The sequence below is a fragment of the Sodalis sp. CWE genome, from assembly GCF_019646055.1.
In the GTDB taxonomy this organism is placed as follows: Bacteria; Pseudomonadota; Gammaproteobacteria; order Enterobacterales; family Enterobacteriaceae; genus CWE.
Genome location: NZ_JAESFE010000001.1, coordinates 120,029 through 136,988, shown reverse-complemented (window position 1 = coordinate 136,988; position 16,960 = coordinate 120,029). Strand labels below are relative to the sequence as shown.

Genomic DNA, 16,960 nt, shown 5'->3' with positions numbered 1-16,960 from the left:
GTTTTTTGAATTAAAAATCAAGGAATTTAAATAATTAAGTTAGTTTAATTTAAAGCAAAAATGAAAGTTATCAAAATAGTTATTAATTTCAATTTTAATCAATTGATTAGGCGTCGCTTTTTTTATAGACTGTTCTATTTTGAATGAAAACTTCTTTGTTTGCTTGTATGCTTATTTTTGAAACGTTAAGCAGTTCATTCAATCAGTATTATTTTTCGCTAAAAAAATATTTTTTATTAAAAATTAATTATTTTAATTAATTGAAAGCACTTAATCGTTAAATTTGTTCTTGCAAATAAACAATATTAGAGATATTATTTCTTCATTAGGTTTATAGCTAGAAATAAAGCATTTGACAGTTTTTATTATCTGGAAACTTAAAAGGAAAAGCTTTGTATCAGATTTTATTAGTTATATTTTTGATAGTAGCTACTAGTTTAATTTTGTTAATAATAATTCAAAAAGGCGATGACCCTAATATAAAATCTTCTTTCGGAGAAAATGCCTATAGTAGTTTTTTTCGTTCGACAAAAGGATCCGGGAACTTTTTAACGCATATGACAGCGGTATTAGCAACTCTTTTTTTTATTCTTAGTTTAATATTAAGTAACTTAAGCAGTAATCATAAAGAGATTCAATGTCAGCAAAGTAATTTAAATTTAGAAAATTTAAAAAAATTTCATCATAAAAGTGGAAAATTAAGTGATATTCCTCAATAAAATAAATTTTCGGCAAAAGCCGAGGTGGTGAAATTGGCAGACACGCTACTTTGAGGTGGTAGTGCTCAACAGGCTTACGGGTTCGAATCCCGTCCTCGGCACCATGATCCATACAAAGCTAGGTTCTTGTGTCTCACTAAGACTTAATTTGTTGTCTTCGTCTGAAGTATTATACAATTAATTTAAACGCGGAGTGGAGCAGTCTGGCAGCTCGTCGGGCTCATAACCCGAAGGTCGTCGGTTCAAATCCGACCTCCGCAAGAAACTTTGCTTAGGCGTTTTAGTAAACGCCTAAGCATTTCTAACTGGATTTACTATCTTGACACAGGCACCAAAAGGCGCTTTTCAATTTACATAGTATTTACCATTTTAGCGCCCCGATTTTTCGGGGTTTTTTATTACTTTTTAGAATAAAAGAAACAAATTAATCAATAAAATATAGTTGTTTACTAAACAGTCTCAATTTCTAACTTAACTTAAATAAAATTCAATCGCACTTCTATAAATTGCGCAGGTATATTCATAACAACGATACAATTTAGTTGTTATTGATATCGGCATAGTTATGAATTAATAAGTATGATTCAAATTGTAGAGTTATGCTGTGGTGGTAGCAGGAAATTATCCTAACAAAAAATAAATGATTAGGCTGCGAGATCAACGAATAAAAGTTCAGCAGATAGCAACAGAGTTTCCTGCTTTTGATTTTCTTTTAATGAGGCAATCAAAATGAATAGAGAGATTCTAGCTGTTGTGGAAGCGGTCTCTAATGAGAAAGCTATTCCGCAAGAGAAGATTTTTGAAGCACTGGAAATAGCTTTATCTGCGGCAATAAAGAAAAAATACGAACAAGAAATTGAAATTCGTGTCAATATTGATCGAAAGTTAGGACATATTAATACCTTTCGTCGTTGGTTAGTCGTTCATAAGGTAGTTCAACCTACCAAAGAAATTACATTTGATGCAGCTCAAATTGATAATCCTACGATACAACTTGGTAATTATGTTGAAGAAAAAATTGAATCGATAATGTTTGACCGTATTTCTACTCAAACGGCCAAACAGGTTATTATTCAAAAGGTACGCGAAGCTGAACGAGTGGCAGTGGCTAACCAATTTCGAGATCGCGAGGGTGAAATTGTAACTGGTATAGTAAAAAGAGTGAACCGTGATAACATCAGTCTTGACTTGGGTAATAATGCTGAAGCAATTATTAGCCGAGAAGATATGTTGCCCAGAGAAAATTTTCACCCTGGTGATCGAGTAAGGGGTGTTTTATATTCTATCCGACCAGAAGCACGTGGAGCACAATTATTTGTTAGTAGATCTCGAAAGGAAATGCTAATCGAATTATTCCGTATAGAAGTGCCAGAAATTGGAGAGGAAATTATTGAAATTAAAGCCGCTTCTCGTGATCCTGGATCACGAGCAAAAGTTGCCGTAAAAACTAACGATAAACGTATCGATCCGATTGGTGCGTGCGTAGGTATGCGTGGTGCACGTGTTCAGGCAGTTTCAAATGAATTAGGAGGTGAACGTATCGATATTGTGCTTTGGGATGATAATCCTGCTCAGCTTGTAATTAATGCGATGGCGCCAGCCGATGTTGAATCTATCGTCGTAGATGAAGATAAACACACAATGGATATTGCAGTAGAAATCAATAGTCTTGCTCAAGCTATTGGACGAAACGGACAAAATGTTAGGTTAGTTTCTCAGCTCAGCAAATGGGAATTAAACGTAACAACAGTAGAGGATTTGCAGAAAAAACATAAAGCCGAGACCTGTGCAGCAATTGATATTTTTATTCATAAATTAGGTATCGATGAAGGATTCGCAACTCTCTTAGTAAAGGAAGGATTTTCTTCCCTTGAAGAGTTGGCTTATTTACCAACGCATGAATTTTTAAAAATTAAAGGCATTGAAAAAAAATCAATAAAAATGCTACAAGAAAAGTCAAGAAATGTATTAACTAAACTTGAATTGACGCGAAAGAACTGTCTTTCCGATTCAAAAAATACACCATCTACAGACTTACTAAATTTGCCTGGATTGGAAAAAAAAATAGCATTTAAATTAGCCGATTATGGTATTTGCACGCTTGAAGATTTAGCTGAACAGGCTATCAGCGATTTATCAGATATCGAAGGTCTAAATAGTGAAGAGGTTGGTGAACTTATAATGACTGCCCGCAATATTTGCTGGTTTAGTAATAGAGCTACGTAGTAGGAAAATAATAGAATGAAGGATATAACCATAAAATCCCTTGCTGCTGAAAGACATGTTCCAATTGATCGTTTAATACAACAGTTTGCTGATGTTGGAATTTATAAAACCGCAATTGACTCTGTGAGTCAACATGAAAAAGAAATTCTACAAACGTATCTAAGTCAAATTCGCAACATTACATCTGGCATTAGACAACTGGAAGTTCAAAGAAAAACACACAGCACTTTAAACGTTTCTGGTATTGGCGGAAAAAACAAGCCAGTTCAAATCGAAATAAGAAAAAAACGTATTTATGTACAGAATAATTTATGTGAAGAAGAAAAAAATAAGTCAGAAGAATTGCTGCCTAAAGAGCAACAATATGATGCTTTTGAAAAAGAAGTTTATAAAATTAAAAACAGCGATAAAGAAAAAAACAAGAATAAAATTACAGAAACAATTAAGAAAAAAGATCTTGATCGAACAAAATCTTTCCAAAAAAAAAGTGCTAAATCAATCCAACAAAAAAATAGCATTTTAATAGTTAAATCACAAAAAACAGCTGAAAAGGTTCGCCTAAAAGCTGAAACTACACAATTAAGAAATAAAGTTGAGGAAGAGATACGTAAAAAGGTTGAGGAAAATGCTCAACGGATTGAAGCAGAAACTCGGCGTATGGCTAAAGAGTTTAACGATCATTGGAACAATACACTTGAAAAAATTATTGAGGAAGATAGCAAAGACTATCACATTACGACTTCTTTTCACGCCCGTGAAGCCGAAGATGAAAATGACCGAAAAGTAGAAGGAGAAAGACGCAGCCGATTTCGAAATGGAAAGACTGCGAAGCAAAAAAAAACAAGTCGTCTATTTGAAAACTCTAAAATTGATCGAGAAGAGACTCGTGTTGTAAATCGAGGAATAAAAAATAAAAGGAAAACAAATACTATAGTGCAAGAATTTAGCAAACCGATACAAGCAATGAGTCGTAATATAGTAATTGGGGAAACCATTACTGTAGCAGAGCTTGCTAATAGAATGGCAATAAAAAGCTCTTTTGTCATTAAAGCTCTAATGCAGTTGGGAATAATGGTAACTATTAATCAGTTAATTGATCAAAAAACTGCGCAATTAATAGCAAAAGAGATGGGACACAAAGTAACTTTGCATCATGAAGGGGAATTAGAAGAATCAGTAATGTCTGATCGAGATATCGGTAATTCTACTTGTTTAGAGCGTCGTGCGCCAGTGGTTACTATTATGGGACATGTTGATCATGGAAAAACATCATTATTAGATTATATTCGTTCATCTAAAATAGCCTCTAGTGAAGCGGGTGGCATTACTCAACACATTGGCGCATATTGTGTAGAAACAAATAATGGAATGATAACATTCCTAGATACTCCTGGACATATGGCTTTTACTGCAATGCGTGCTCGTGGTGCACAAATAACTGATATCATTGTCTTAGTAGTTTCTGCTGATGATGGTGTTATGCCTCAAACTATTGAGGCTATTCAACATGCTGTGTCTGCTAAAGTGCCTATAATAGTTGCAATTAATAAAATTGATAAAATGGAAGCAAACCCAGATCGAGTAAAAAAAGAACTAATTCAACATGGCATTCTTCCGGAGGAATGGGGTGGTAAAAATCAGTTTGTACTTATTTCAGCTAAATTTGGAACAGGTATCAATGAATTATTAGAGGCCATTCTGTTACAAGCAGAAGTGCTTGAATTAAAAGCAGTCCATAACGGAATGGCTAATGGTATAGTTATTGAATCCTCTTTAGATAAAGGACTTGGTCCAGTTGCCACTGTTTTAATTCGTGACGGTTCTTTAAATCAGGGAGATGTTGTCTTATGTGGTTTTGAATATGGCCGCATACGAGCAATGCGGAATGAAATAGGTCATAGTATTTTCTGTGCTGGTCCTTCAATACCTGTTGCAATTCTTGGATTATCTGGTGTCCCAATCGCTGGAGATATATTAACTGTAATACGTAATGAAAAAAAAGCTCGCGAAGTGGCGCTGTATCGCCAAGGAAAATTCCGTGAAATAAAACTAGCGCATCAGAAAAAATCGAAGTTAGAGAACGCCTTCTCCAATATGAATGATGGAGAAGATGCTGAACTAAATATTGTTTTGAAATCAGATGTACGGGGTACTGTTGAGGCTATTAGCGATACATTAAAACAACTTTCCAATGAAAAAATAAAGATAAACATTATTGGATCTGGAGTTGGAAATATCACTGAAACAGATGCAATGTTAGCGGCAGCTTCCAGCGCTATCCTCTTAGGATTCAATGTACAAGCAAATAGTTCTGCTCGTCGAATTGTTGAAAAAGAGAATTTAGATCTTCGTTTTTACTCAATAATTTATCATTTAATTGATGAAATTGAACAGTTAATAAATGGTATGTTAACGCCAAAATATAGGCGAAAAATTATTGGATTAGCAGAAATTCGAAATATATTTCACTCACCAAGACTTGGGTCTATAGTTGGATGTATGGTAGTAGAGGGAACAGTAAAACGGCATAATAAGATTCGCATCTTACGAAAACACAAAGTAATTTATGAAGGTGAGCTAGAATCGCTACGAAGATTCAAAGATGATGTTAATGAAGTATGTAGCGGTAAAGAGTGTGGCATTGGAATAAGGCATTGTAATAATCTTCGTACTGGAGATATAATTGAAGTATGTGAAAACACTGCAATACGTCGTACTATTATTTAATAATTTAAGAAAATACATCATTAAAATGATGGATCTTCCATTTGAATAAAGTAACTTAAATTCTAAGAAATGATTAAAAAATATAATCGAATTCAACAAATCTCTCAAGAAATAAGAAAAAAAATTGCCGTTATCTTACAACAGAAGATAAAGGATCCACGTATTAATATGGTAACCGTTTTAGATGTGACATTATCCAGAGATCTGACTTATGCTAAGATTTTTGTTACCTTTCTAAGAAAGAGCAGAGATCCAGATGCAAATGAAATTGCAATTAAGGCATTACAAGGTATGGCAGGATTTATTCGTAGTTTACTTAGTAAAAATATGTATCTGCGTATCGTACCTAAGTTAGCATTTATTTATGATCATTCTTTGAATGAAAGTATACGAATATCTAAATTGGTAGATCAAGTCGTAAAAAAAGAACACCTATTTTAGAGTAGAGATCAGAAAAATAAATATGATAAGCCGATCAAGTTACCATAACCGTGATATTGACGGCATTATCTTAGTAGATAAACCTACCGGATTATCCTCAAATGAATTGTTACAAAAAGTTAAACGCTTATTCCGAGCTAATAAAGCTGGACATACTGGTTCATTAGACCCAATAGCGACAGGAATGTTTCCAATTTGCTTTGGAGAAGCAACTAAATTTTCACAATTTTTACTAAACGCTGATAAATACTATCAAGTAACTGCTAGATTTGGCAAGCGTACAGATACTGCTGACTCTGAAGGACGAGTAATAGCTGTCAGACAAGCTGCATTTAGCAAATTAGAATTAGAAAATGCATTAAATCAATTTCGTGGTAAAATTACTCAGATTCCCTCTATGTTTTCTGCCATAAAATATCGAGGACAACCATTATATAAATATGCCAGGCATAGTGTCACCGTAAATCGTAAAGCGCGGTCCATACAAATATATAATATACAATTGCATTATTGGGATTTAAAGCAAGTTGAACTTGAAATTCATTGTTCAAAAGGTACTTACATCCGAACTATTATTGATGATTTAGGCGAACATCTTGGATGTGGTGCACATGTTGTAGCGCTGCGTCGATTGCGAGTAGCTAATTATCTAAGTAAAGATATGATTTCTCTCGGATTTTTGCAAACTCTTGTTAAGATAGAAAAACTAAAACCTTTAAAGCAATTGGATTCTCTTTTATTAAAGTTAGATAGTGCAGTAATGAATATTCCAGAGGTCAACTTACCGCCTAATACCGCTAATAAAATTAGATTTGGACAAACTATAGAAGTTTCAAAAAAATTGAAAATTGGGTTAGTACGTTTGACAGAAGGATACGAGAGACGATTTTTTGGAATTGGCGAAATTTTCGCATTAGGTTATCTTTCTCCACGTCGTTTAATAAAAACAACAAATAAATAATTTCATAAATTTAGATACGTAATTTCTCTTTGATTAATATAAGAGTATAGTGGAATCATAAAAAGAACTTATAGATAGCTAGATTATAAATTAAAATGTTGGAACTAGTTAAATAGTGAATTTTCAGAACTATTTTCTCTGAAGTCACTTTGGGGTTTACAATGTCTCTAAATATTGAAAAAACTAAGATTATTTCTGATTTTGGGCGTAACATAAAAGACAGTGGTTCTACTGAAGTACAAATTGCTATTTTAACTTTTCAGATCAATTACCTTCAGGATCACTTTATAAAACATAAAAAAGACCACCATAGCCGAAGAGGTTTATTGCGTATGGTATCACGGAGACGTAAACTGCTCAATTACTTAAAAAGCAAAAATTTAGCACGATATAAAATTCTTGTTGAACGACTGAGTTTGCGTCATTAGACAAGTAAAAAAACAAAGTTCTTCTGTATTTTCTTTTATTTATTGTCACATTTAGTCATAAAACATTTCTAATGCGAATTAAATTTAAATACTTTAATATCTTTTTTTAAGAACATTTTGCTATCTATAGCAGCAAAAAAAATAAGAAAATCGCAAGAACTACAACCCTAAACAATTGCTTCACAATATTAAAAAAATGAATCGTTACAAAATAAAGAAAAATCATTCCAACTAACTTATAATTCCATCAAATTTTTCTGTTTATTGTGAAATCACTTTGCATTGCAAAAGGAAATTATTTTGTTAAATCCGATTGTTCATAAATTTCAGTATGGTCAACATACTATTACATTGGAAATAAATATGATGGCCCGTCAAGCGAGCGCTGCAGTTATGGCAAGCATGGATGATACGACGGTTTTTGTAACTGTTGTTGGCTCCAAACAAGAAAAATTAGGACAAAATTTTTTCCCATTAACTGTCAACTACCAAGAAAGAACCTATGCTGCTGGTCGATTTCCAGGAGGTTTTTTTCGACGGGAAGGTCGTCCAAACGAAAATGAAATGTTAATTTCTCGATTAATTGATCGTCCAATTCGTCCATTATTTCCGGACGGATTTTTGAATGAAGTGCAAATAATTGCTACCGTTGTGTCTGTTAATCCACAAATCAATCCAGACATTATAGCAATGATTGGTACGTCAGCTGCGTTAAGCTTGTCTGGTATTCCATTTAAAGGACCTATAGGTGCTGCACGCGTTGGTTATATTAACAACCAATATGTATTGAATCCAACTTTAATTGAACTAACAGAAAGCCATCTCGACTTAATCGTCTCTAGTACTAGAAATTCTGTTCTAATGGTAGAGTCTGAAGCAAAATTACTAAACGAAGTACAAATGCTAGGTGCAATAATATATGGTCATGAACAACAACAAATTGTTATCGATAATATCGATCAATTAGTTGCAAAATTTGGTAAATCAAAATGGAATTGGCAAGCGCAAAATATTAATACTTACTTGCAAGAACAAATTGTCGAGCTAGCTAAATCTCGTTTGGAAAAAGCTTATTGTGTTACTGAAAAACAAGAACGCCATTTTATGGTTAATGATATTAAAAGCGATGTGATCGCATACTTAATTACTAAAAATAGTTCATTATGCGAAAACAAAATTAAGTCTATTTTAGGATCTCTTGAGAAAAACATAGTACGTAGTCGCTTAATTCGTGGCGAATTACGTATTGATGGACGAGAAAGGGATATGGTGCGTAGTTTAGATGTTCGAACAGGAATACTTCCACGTACTCATGGATCTGCATTATTTACTCGAGGTGAAACTCAGGCATTGGTTACTGTTACACTTGGTACTGAACGTAACGCACAGAGTATTGATGAATTAATAGGTGAACGAACAGATCGTTTTTTATTGCACTATAATTTCCCTCCGTACTGTGTTGGCGAAATTGGAATAGTGGGTTTACCGAAGCGGCGTGAAATCGGACATGGACGTTTAGTAAAACGTGGTATTTCACCAGTAATGCCAAACGCTAGGGAGTTTCCATATACCATACGTGTAGTATCTGAAATTACTGAATCAAATGGCTCTTCTTCTATGGCCTCTGTTTGTGGCGCTTCACTAGCGCTAATGGATGCAGGTGTTCCTATTAAAGCAGCTGTTGCAGGTATTTCTATGGGATTAGTGCAAGAAGGGGGCAATTCCATCATATTAACAGATATTTTAGGCGATGAGGATCATTTTGGAGATATGGACTTCAAAGTTGCCGGTACTAATGAAGGAATAAGCGCTTTGCAGATGGATATTAAAAATGAAGGTATCACTCAAGAGATTATGCAAACTACATTAAGTCAGGCTAAAGGCGCACTTATTCATATTTTGGATGTGATGAACAAAGCTATTAAATTACCACGCAGCACTATTTCTAAGTTCGCTCCACGAATTCATACTATAAAAATAAATCCAGAAAAGATAAAGGATTTGATCGGTAAAGGAGGCTCTGTAATTCGTGCATTAATTGAAAAGACAGGAACAACAATCGAAATTGAAGATGATGGCACTGTTAAAGTTTCTTCTTCCGACAAAGATAAAGCCTATCAAGCTATTCATCGAATTAAAGAAATCACAGCTGAAATTGAAGTGGGTCGTATTTATAATGGAAAGGTTATTCGTATAGCAGATTTTGGAGCATTTTGTTCCATTGATGGCAAAAAGGAAGGACTAGTACATATTTCTCAAATTGCTGATAAACGCATTGAGAAAGTAACGGATTATTTACATTTAGGTCAAGAGATGCCAGTGAAAGTTATTGAAATTGACCGAAGTGGTCGAATACGATTAAGCATTAAAGAAGCTCAGACTGACAAGTCTTTTCATATAAAATAAAAAAGAGAGCATTCTTCTATTATTCTTAATAGAGTTAGTTTGATTTGTTCTTGCTTTTTTAAACATCTAAATTTAACTACTGAATTCTGATTTATGTAATGATCGTCCACTTTATTATTTAAACCTAACTTACTATAGGCAGTAGCAAGATATAATAAAAAATGTTATTCTAAAATTAAGATTACATTGATTAAAACATTTATCTTTATTCAACTGATAAATGTTCCTTATAATCTTACAAAGATTTTTACAATAAGGATAATTAAGTTATAAAGTAAGGTATTTGTAGATGTATGAATTAAATTTTTCTTCTTTTACTGATCTAGGAATTACAGGCCCTGTCCTAAACGCATTAACTGATCTTGGTTATAAAAAACCATCACCAATTCAAATTGCTTGTATTCCACTTTTATTAAATGGTCAAGATGTATTAGGAATGGCACAAACCGGAAGTGGAAAAACTGCAGCTTTTTCTTTGCCGTTATTACAAAATATTAACATCTCGTTAAAAGCTCCGCAAGTATTAGTATTGACCCCAACCCGCGAGTTAGCAATCCAAGTTGGAAATTCTTTTTCCAACTTTTCTAAATATATAAAGAACATTAATATAGCTACTCTATATGGAGGTCAAAATTATGGTACTCAATTAAGAGCATTACACTATGGACCACAAATCGTAGTAGGTACGCCAGGTCGTTTGTTAGCTCATCTGAAGAATAAAACATTAAATCTATCTAATTTGAATAGATTAGTATTGGACGAAGCTGATGAAATGTTGCAAATGGGATTTATCGAAGACGTCGAGGATATCTTGACAAGAATACCTGCAAAGCGTCAAACTGCGTTATTTTCTGCCACAATACCGGAGCCAATTCGGCGTATTAGTCGTCGATTTATGAATCAACCGCGTGAAATTAGCATTCCATCTAACGCTAATACGCGTCCTGATATAAGTCAGGGATATTGGATAGTACATGGAATTAACAAAAATGAAGCGTTAATGCGATTTTTAGAAATAGAGGATTTTGATGCAGCCATTATTTTTATAAGAACAAAAGAAGCAACTCTAAAGGTATCCGAAGTGCTCGAACGTAACGGTTATAATAGTGCTGCCTTAAACGGTGATATGAACCAAGCACTTCGTGAGCAGACACTAGGTCGTCTGAAAGACGGTCGTTTAGATGTTCTTATTGCTACCGATGTCGCATCGCGCGGGTTAGATGTGCATCGTGTTAGTTTAGTTATAAACTATGACATTCCGATAGATTCAGAATCTTACGTTCATCGTATTGGTCGTACAGGACGAGCTGGACGACCTGGACGTGCTTTATTGTTTGTGGAACATCATGAACGTCGTTTGTTGTACAATATTGAGCGAATCATGAAATCAAAAATTCAGGAGATTAAATTACCAACCAACGAAATGTTAAATGCACGTCGCTTAGCCAAGTTTACCACTAAAGTACAAAATCAGATAAAAAATGTGGATCTTGCTCCATATCGATCCTTGTTAAACAAACTGAAAAATTCATTTGAAGAAATTGATATGGAAACGCTAGCCACAGCGCTACTAAAAATGGCACAAGGAGAGCGTCCTTTGCTTTTACCTCCAGATCGTATAATTAAAAATTTAAAAAAAGCTCGTTCATATCGTTTAGTTCAAACAAAATGTGAAGAATGGCATAACATTAAGAACAGTGGAATAAATAACATGGATTTATATCGAATCGAGCTTGGTCGCGATCATGGTATTGAAGTGCGTCATATAGTAGGTACAATTACTAACGAAGGAAATATCAATAGTCATCATATCGGAAATATTAAATTATTTGCTTTATACTCAACTATAGAACTTCCAAAAAAAATGTCAGAAAAAATACTATCTCGATTCGCTCGTACTCGAATCCTAAATAAACCTATAAATATAAAATTAATAGGAAGGACAAAGTCATTTAATGGAAAACGACACAGTCATTCTAATTTTTGTGATGAAAAACACTACGATCAAGATCAATTGAGCGATTTAAAAAAAAGTCAACAACATTATTTGAATCAAAACAAGCAAAAACATCGCTATGCTTCTGCACGGACACGTAGAGCGATTAGTTGTTAATCAGTATAATTAAAACTAAAACTGATATTTTCTATCATTAACATTTAACTTCAAATCGAAGACGTCGAGGATATCTTGACAAGAATACCTGCAAAGCGTCAAACTGCGTTATTTTCTGCCACAATACCGGAGCCAATTCGGCGTATTAGTCGTCGATTTATGAATCAACCGCGTGAAATTAGCATTCCATCTAACGCTAATACGCGTCCTGATATAAGTCAGGGATATTGGATAGTACATGGAATTAACAAAAATGAAGCGTTAATGCGATTTTTAGAAATAGAGGATTTTGATGCAGCCATTATTTTTATAAGAACAAAAGAAGCAACTCTAAAGGTATCCGAAGTGCTCGAACGTAACGGTTATAATAGTGCTGCCTTAAACGGTGATATGAACCAAGCACTTCGTGAGCAGACACTAGGTCGTCTGAAAGACGGTCGTTTAGATGTTCTTATTGCTACCGATGTCGCATCGCGCGGGTTAGATGTGCATCGTGTTAGTTTAGTTATAAACTATGACATTCCGATAGATTCAGAATCTTACGTTCATCGTATTGGTCGTACAGGACGAGCTGGACGACCTGGACGTGCTTTATTGTTTGTGGAACATCATGAACGTCGTTTGTTGTACAATATTGAGCGAATCATGAAATCAAAAATTCAGGAGATTAAATTACCAACCAACGAAATGTTAAATGCACGTCGCTTAGCCAAGTTTACCACTAAAGTACAAAATCAGATAAAAAATGTGGATCTTAGATTAAGTGAGTTTTCGACACAATAAATAATCTAACTAATAATATGGCAGAGAAACGTAACATCTTTTTAATTGGACCTATGGGTGCAGGGAAAAGCACTATAGGTCGCCAGTTAGCACAACAGCTTAATATGGAATTTTTTGATTCTGATCAAGAAATCGAGCGACGTGCTGGAGCTGATATCAGCTGGATATTCGACGTAGAAGGTGAAAACGGATTTCGCAATCGAGAAGAAAAAATTATTAGTCAATTAATTGAAAAAAAAGGAATTATATTGGCTACTGGTGGCGGATCCATCGAATCAAGAGAAACACGTAACCGCCTTTCTGCAAGAGGCATGGTTATTTATCTGAAAACAACCATAGAAAAACAGTTGATTCGAACTCAACGAGACAAAAGACGACCCCTGTTAAAAACTAAGACTCTATTACAGAATACTCTTGAACAATTAGCTTGCAAACGAAATCCTCTATACGAAGAAATAGCAGATGTAACTATTTGTACTGATGACCAAAGTACCAGAATCGTTGCAAATCATATTGTCGCTATATTTAGAAAATAGTTATTAAACAAATATGAACATTTTTAAAACCTTATAAGGGATATTAAGTTTGAATGAACGTTCAAATAGAAAAAGTTACTGTTTCATTAGGAACACGAAGTTATCCAATCACCATTGGCTTCGGGTTACTTAAAGATCCAACTGCTTTTTGGCCATTAATTAGTGGCGACAGTGCTATTTTGATAACGAACGATCGTCTTACTTCTTTATATCTAGATCCTCTTTACAAACGATTGGTTCAAGTTGGCATTAAAGTTGATTGTATAATTTTACCAGACGGAGAGCAAAATAAATCACTATTGATGCTAGATCGCATCTTTACCTTTTTGTTAAAAAGGTCTTATAGTCGTGAGATTACCATAATTGCATTAGGTGGTGGTGTCATTGGAGATTTAGCTGGTTTTGCAGCTGCTAGCTATAAGCGCGGTGTTCGTTTAATTCATGCGCCTACTACACTACTTTCTCAAGTCGATTCTTCGATTGGAGGAAAAACAGCTATCAATCATTCCCTTGGAAAGAATATGATTGGAGTTTTTTATCAACCAGTATCAGTAATAATTGATTTGGATTGTCTTGATACATTGCCACGACGTGAATTTTCCTCTGGTTTAGCTGAAATTATTAAGTATGGTATTGCTTTTGATGCAAGTTTTTTTTACTGGCTTGAAAATAATCTCGAATTAATATTCAAACTGGAACCAAAAGCTTTGGCTTACTGTGTTTGTCATTGTTGTAAGTTAAAAAGTAAGGTAATCACTAACGATGAATACGAAAAAAGTCAGCGTATATTGTTAAATCTTGGCCACACTTATGGGCACGCCATTGAAGTTCACACAGGTTATGATGGTAATTGGCTTCACGGCGAAGCTGTGTCTGCTGGAATAATGATGGCCGCCTTTGCTTCTTATAGACTTGGTCAATTCAATGATTTTGAAGCTAAACGTGTTAGTACATTACTGATACGTGCTGGATTGCCAATCAGTGGCCCAATAAATATGAAACCAAACGATTACTTACCATATATGATGCGTGATAAAAAAGTTAAATCTGGACAATTACATTTAGTGCTACCAACTGAGATTGGAAGTGCAAAAGTATATGCTAATGTAACTAATGATGTGGCAATGGCGTCTATTAAAGATTGTCAAAATTTAGTAAATTAATTGAATATACGTTAAGCTGCTTTAAATAGTTTTTTTAGTTCAATGCAATTTTACTTAGACAGTTTCTTCTTTTTATTTAAGAAGTTTAGGGCTGTTTTTTCTTCATCTTTTGTCCTTTTAAGATCTTGCTATATGTAACGAAAAGAAATTGTCCGACAATGTATACTACTTTTTAGGTTTTTTGAAACTAACTAATGTTATATTTATCTAAATCTATTTAAAAAATCATTTCATAATAGCTGCTGAATTGATAAGGACACTAATTAATAACTTTCTTTACATTTATTGAAATATCATGATGTACATGTGTGCTTTATTTGATTCACCTTTCCTTTCTAAAGGAAATTATTGTTTTTTATTAAAAATTAACAAAGCTTCTTAAATGAAAGAATCAAGAATTCATATTTCAAAATAGACACACCTTTACGTTCAAATGTAAAAAAAATATGCATTAAACTTAATAATTAATCTATAAAATTAACTAATTCCTAAGTTAATAAAATAATAAAACATATCACTTGACTGACTAATTATGATTATTATGAGACGGAGAAACATATAAATGAAAAATTATTTAATTTCTTCCTCTATTCTTTCTGCGGATTTTGCTAGACTAGGTGAAGATATTACTCAAGTGATTGCTGCTGGAGCGGATATAATACATTTTGATGTTATGGATAACCACTATGTTCCAAATATAACTGTTGGTCCCATGGTACTTAAGTCACTACGTAAGTATGGAATTACTTCTAATATTGACGTACATTTAATGATAAAACCAGTCGATGATTTAATTCCAGATTTTGCTGCTGCTGGTGCTAACTATATTACTTTTCATCCTGAGGCATCGGAGCATGTTGATCGATCCTTGCAGTTGATTAGAAATTGCGGTTGTAAAGCTGGATTAGCCTTTAATCCAGCTACTTCTTTAAGTTGCCTTGAATATGTTTTGAGCAAGATTGATCTTGTTTTGATGATGTCGATTAATCCAGGTTTCAGCGGGCAATCTTTTCTTTCTTTTACTTTAGAAAAAGTACGTCAAGCTCGTTTAATGATAGATCGGAGTGGAAGAGATATTTGGCTTGAGGTGGATGGAGGTATCAAAGTAAGTAATATCGGGGACATCGCTTCAGCAGGAGCTAATGTCTTTGTTATAGGCTCAGCCATATTCAATCAACCAGATTACAGTGTTGCAATTGGCGCTATGCGCCAAGCTCTTTTAAAGACGAGTAGATACTAAAAAACTTAAATATATATTTTATTCTAAGTTAGAAAAATAATTTATATGACCGTTAAACGTCGGTCATCTTGAATGAAAAAATTTTTTTATAAAAACTTGTCTGAAAAAGATGCGTCGTTTTTATTTCGTTAATTTTTTATTCAATTTAAATTGAAATAAATTTATGACAACAAAAAAATTAATTGTTTTTAGTGGAATACAACCATCAGGATTAATAACAATTGGAAATTATTTAGGCGCTCTACAACAATGGAGAGCAATGCAAGATGATTATGAATGCATATATTGTATCGTTGACTTACATGCTGTTACAGTTCGTCAACCCCCTCAAAAACTTCGCAAGTCGATTTTAGATGTCCTCACGTTGCTTTTAGCTTGTGGTATTGATCCAGAAAAAAGTATAATTTTCGTTCAATCTCATGTTGCAGAACATAGCCAGTTAGGTTGGTTGTTGAACTGTTATACTTATTTTGGTGAGCTGAATCGAATGACACAATTTAAAAATAAGTCAATTCGTTATGCTAAGGATATAAATGTTGGATTGTTTGATTATCCAGTCCTGATGGCTGCGGATGTTTTACTTTATCAAACTAATCAAGTGCCAGTTGGAAGGGATCAAAAACAACATTTAGAACTGATTCAAAAAATTTCTAAACGATTTAATACTTTATACGGAAATATATTTACTATTCCTTATCCACTTATTCCTAAACATGGTTCGCAGATTATGTCTCTATTAAATACAGAGAAAAAGATGTCAAAATCAGATAGTAATAAAAACAACGTTATTTTTTTACTAGATGATCCAGAATCTATTATTAAAAAAATTAAGCGAGCAGTAACTGATTCAGATAAGCCATCAGTAATACGTTATGATCCAATAAATAAACCCGGTATTTCAAATCTATTGGAAATACTTTCTGGTTTAATTGGTGACTCTGTTGAGGAATTAGAAAAAGTTTTTGTAGGAAAAACATATAGGCATTTAAAATCTGTCGTTTCAGATGTAGTATTAGAAATATTAATTTCTTTACAGAGTCGTTATCGTAAATTACGTACGAATGAGGATTATTTAAATCAAATTCTATATGATGGAGCAAAAAAAGCCAAAGTTCAATCTAACTCTACTCTGGAAAGAGTGCATAAAGCTGTTGGTATTTTCGCTAAAACATAGCTTTTATATTCACAAATTTCAAAAAATTCATTTACTCACAGAG

12 protein-coding genes, 2 tRNA genes and 1 pseudogene are annotated in these 16,960 nt (G+C 33.6%); all 15 read left to right on the top strand.

All coding sequences use genetic code 11. From position 1 onward, the window contains the following. Window positions 1-392 precede the first annotated feature (392 nt). Window positions 393-719: a preprotein translocase subunit SecG gene (gene secG / locus JK145_RS00570; protein WP_220664947.1), complete on the top strand. Its 327-nt coding sequence runs from the start codon at window positions 393-395 to the stop codon at window positions 717-719. An 18-nt stretch (window positions 720-737) separates the two neighbouring features. Then, window positions 738-823, top strand: a tRNA-Leu gene (locus JK145_RS00565). Window positions 824-906: 83 nt separating this feature from the next. Further along, a tRNA-Met gene (locus JK145_RS00560) sits at window positions 907-980 on the top strand. A 468-nt stretch (window positions 981-1,448) separates the two neighbouring features. Continuing rightward, window positions 1,449-2,945 (top strand): transcription termination factor NusA, encoded by a 1,497-nt coding sequence (nusA, locus tag JK145_RS00555; RefSeq protein WP_220664946.1) that lies wholly within the window; start codon window positions 1,449-1,451, stop codon window positions 2,943-2,945. Window positions 2,946-2,960: 15 nt separating this feature from the next. Next, window positions 2,961-5,672, top strand: a complete 2,712-nt coding sequence (infB, locus tag JK145_RS00550) for a translation initiation factor IF-2 (RefSeq protein ID WP_220664945.1) — start codon at window positions 2,961-2,963, stop codon at window positions 5,670-5,672. A 69-nt stretch (window positions 5,673-5,741) separates the two neighbouring features. Then, the gene (gene rbfA / locus JK145_RS00545; protein ID WP_220664944.1) at window positions 5,742-6,113 is read left to right on the top strand and encodes a 30S ribosome-binding factor RbfA; all 372 of its coding nucleotides are present in this window, start codon (window positions 5,742-5,744) and stop codon (window positions 6,111-6,113) included. Window positions 6,114-6,138: 25 nt separating this feature from the next. Then, window positions 6,139-7,074, top strand: a complete 936-nt coding sequence (truB, locus tag JK145_RS00540; RefSeq protein ID WP_370627584.1) for a tRNA pseudouridine(55) synthase TruB — start codon at window positions 6,139-6,141, stop codon at window positions 7,072-7,074. 161 nt (window positions 7,075-7,235) lie between these two features. Continuing rightward, complete coding sequence (gene rpsO, locus JK145_RS00535; RefSeq protein WP_220664942.1) at window positions 7,236-7,502, top strand: 30S ribosomal protein S15; 267 nt, start codon at window positions 7,236-7,238, stop codon at window positions 7,500-7,502. A gap of 300 nt (window positions 7,503-7,802) precedes the next feature. After that, entirely contained in the window at window positions 7,803-9,908 is a 2,106-nt protein-coding gene (pnp, locus tag JK145_RS00530) for a polyribonucleotide nucleotidyltransferase (protein ID WP_220664941.1), read from the top strand. A 289-nt stretch (window positions 9,909-10,197) separates the two neighbouring features. Then, window positions 10,198-12,021: a DEAD/DEAH box helicase gene (locus JK145_RS00525; protein WP_220664940.1), complete on the top strand. Its 1,824-nt coding sequence runs from the start codon at window positions 10,198-10,200 to the stop codon at window positions 12,019-12,021. 54 nt (window positions 12,022-12,075) lie between these two features. Further along, window positions 12,076-12,777, top strand: a pseudogene (locus JK145_RS00520) (helicase-related protein); the annotation flags it as partial. 44 nt (window positions 12,778-12,821) lie between these two features. Further along, window positions 12,822-13,340: a shikimate kinase AroK gene (aroK, locus tag JK145_RS00515; protein WP_220664939.1), complete on the top strand. Its 519-nt coding sequence runs from the start codon at window positions 12,822-12,824 to the stop codon at window positions 13,338-13,340. A 65-nt stretch (window positions 13,341-13,405) separates the two neighbouring features. Continuing rightward, window positions 13,406-14,503, top strand: coding sequence for a 3-dehydroquinate synthase (aroB, locus tag JK145_RS00510; RefSeq protein ID WP_220665223.1), 1,098 nt, complete (start codon window positions 13,406-13,408; stop codon window positions 14,501-14,503). A 562-nt stretch (window positions 14,504-15,065) separates the two neighbouring features. After that, window positions 15,066-15,743 (top strand): ribulose-phosphate 3-epimerase, encoded by a 678-nt coding sequence (gene rpe, locus JK145_RS00505; protein ID WP_220664938.1) that lies wholly within the window; start codon window positions 15,066-15,068, stop codon window positions 15,741-15,743. 163 nt (window positions 15,744-15,906) lie between these two features. Then, window positions 15,907-16,917 carry a tryptophan--tRNA ligase gene (gene trpS / locus JK145_RS00500; RefSeq protein WP_220664937.1) on the top strand — a complete coding sequence of 337 codons (1,011 nt, stop codon included), beginning with the start codon at window positions 15,907-15,909 and terminating at the stop codon, window positions 16,915-16,917. Window positions 16,918-16,960: the final 43 nt, after the last annotated feature.

Excerpts from the sequence above, each read along its gene's own strand:
- nusA (WP_220664946.1), top strand. The coding sequence starts at position 1,449 with ATGAATAGAGAGATTCTAGCTGTTGTGGAAGCGGTCTCTAATGAGAAA.
- infB (WP_220664945.1), top strand. The coding sequence starts at position 2,961 with ATGAAGGATATAACCATAAAATCCCTTGCTGCTGAAAGACATGTTCCA.
- rbfA (WP_220664944.1), top strand. The coding sequence starts at position 5,742 with ATGATTAAAAAATATAATCGAATTCAACAAATCTCTCAAGAAATAAGA.
- rpsO (WP_220664942.1), top strand. The coding sequence starts at position 7,236 with ATGTCTCTAAATATTGAAAAAACTAAGATTATTTCTGATTTTGGGCGT.
- JK145_RS00525 (WP_220664940.1), top strand. The coding sequence starts at position 10,198 with ATGTATGAATTAAATTTTTCTTCTTTTACTGATCTAGGAATTACAGGC.
- aroK (WP_220664939.1), top strand. The coding sequence starts at position 12,822 with ATGGCAGAGAAACGTAACATCTTTTTAATTGGACCTATGGGTGCAGGG.
- rpe (WP_220664938.1), top strand. The coding sequence starts at position 15,066 with ATGAAAAATTATTTAATTTCTTCCTCTATTCTTTCTGCGGATTTTGCT.
- trpS (WP_220664937.1), top strand. The coding sequence starts at position 15,907 with ATGACAACAAAAAAATTAATTGTTTTTAGTGGAATACAACCATCAGGA.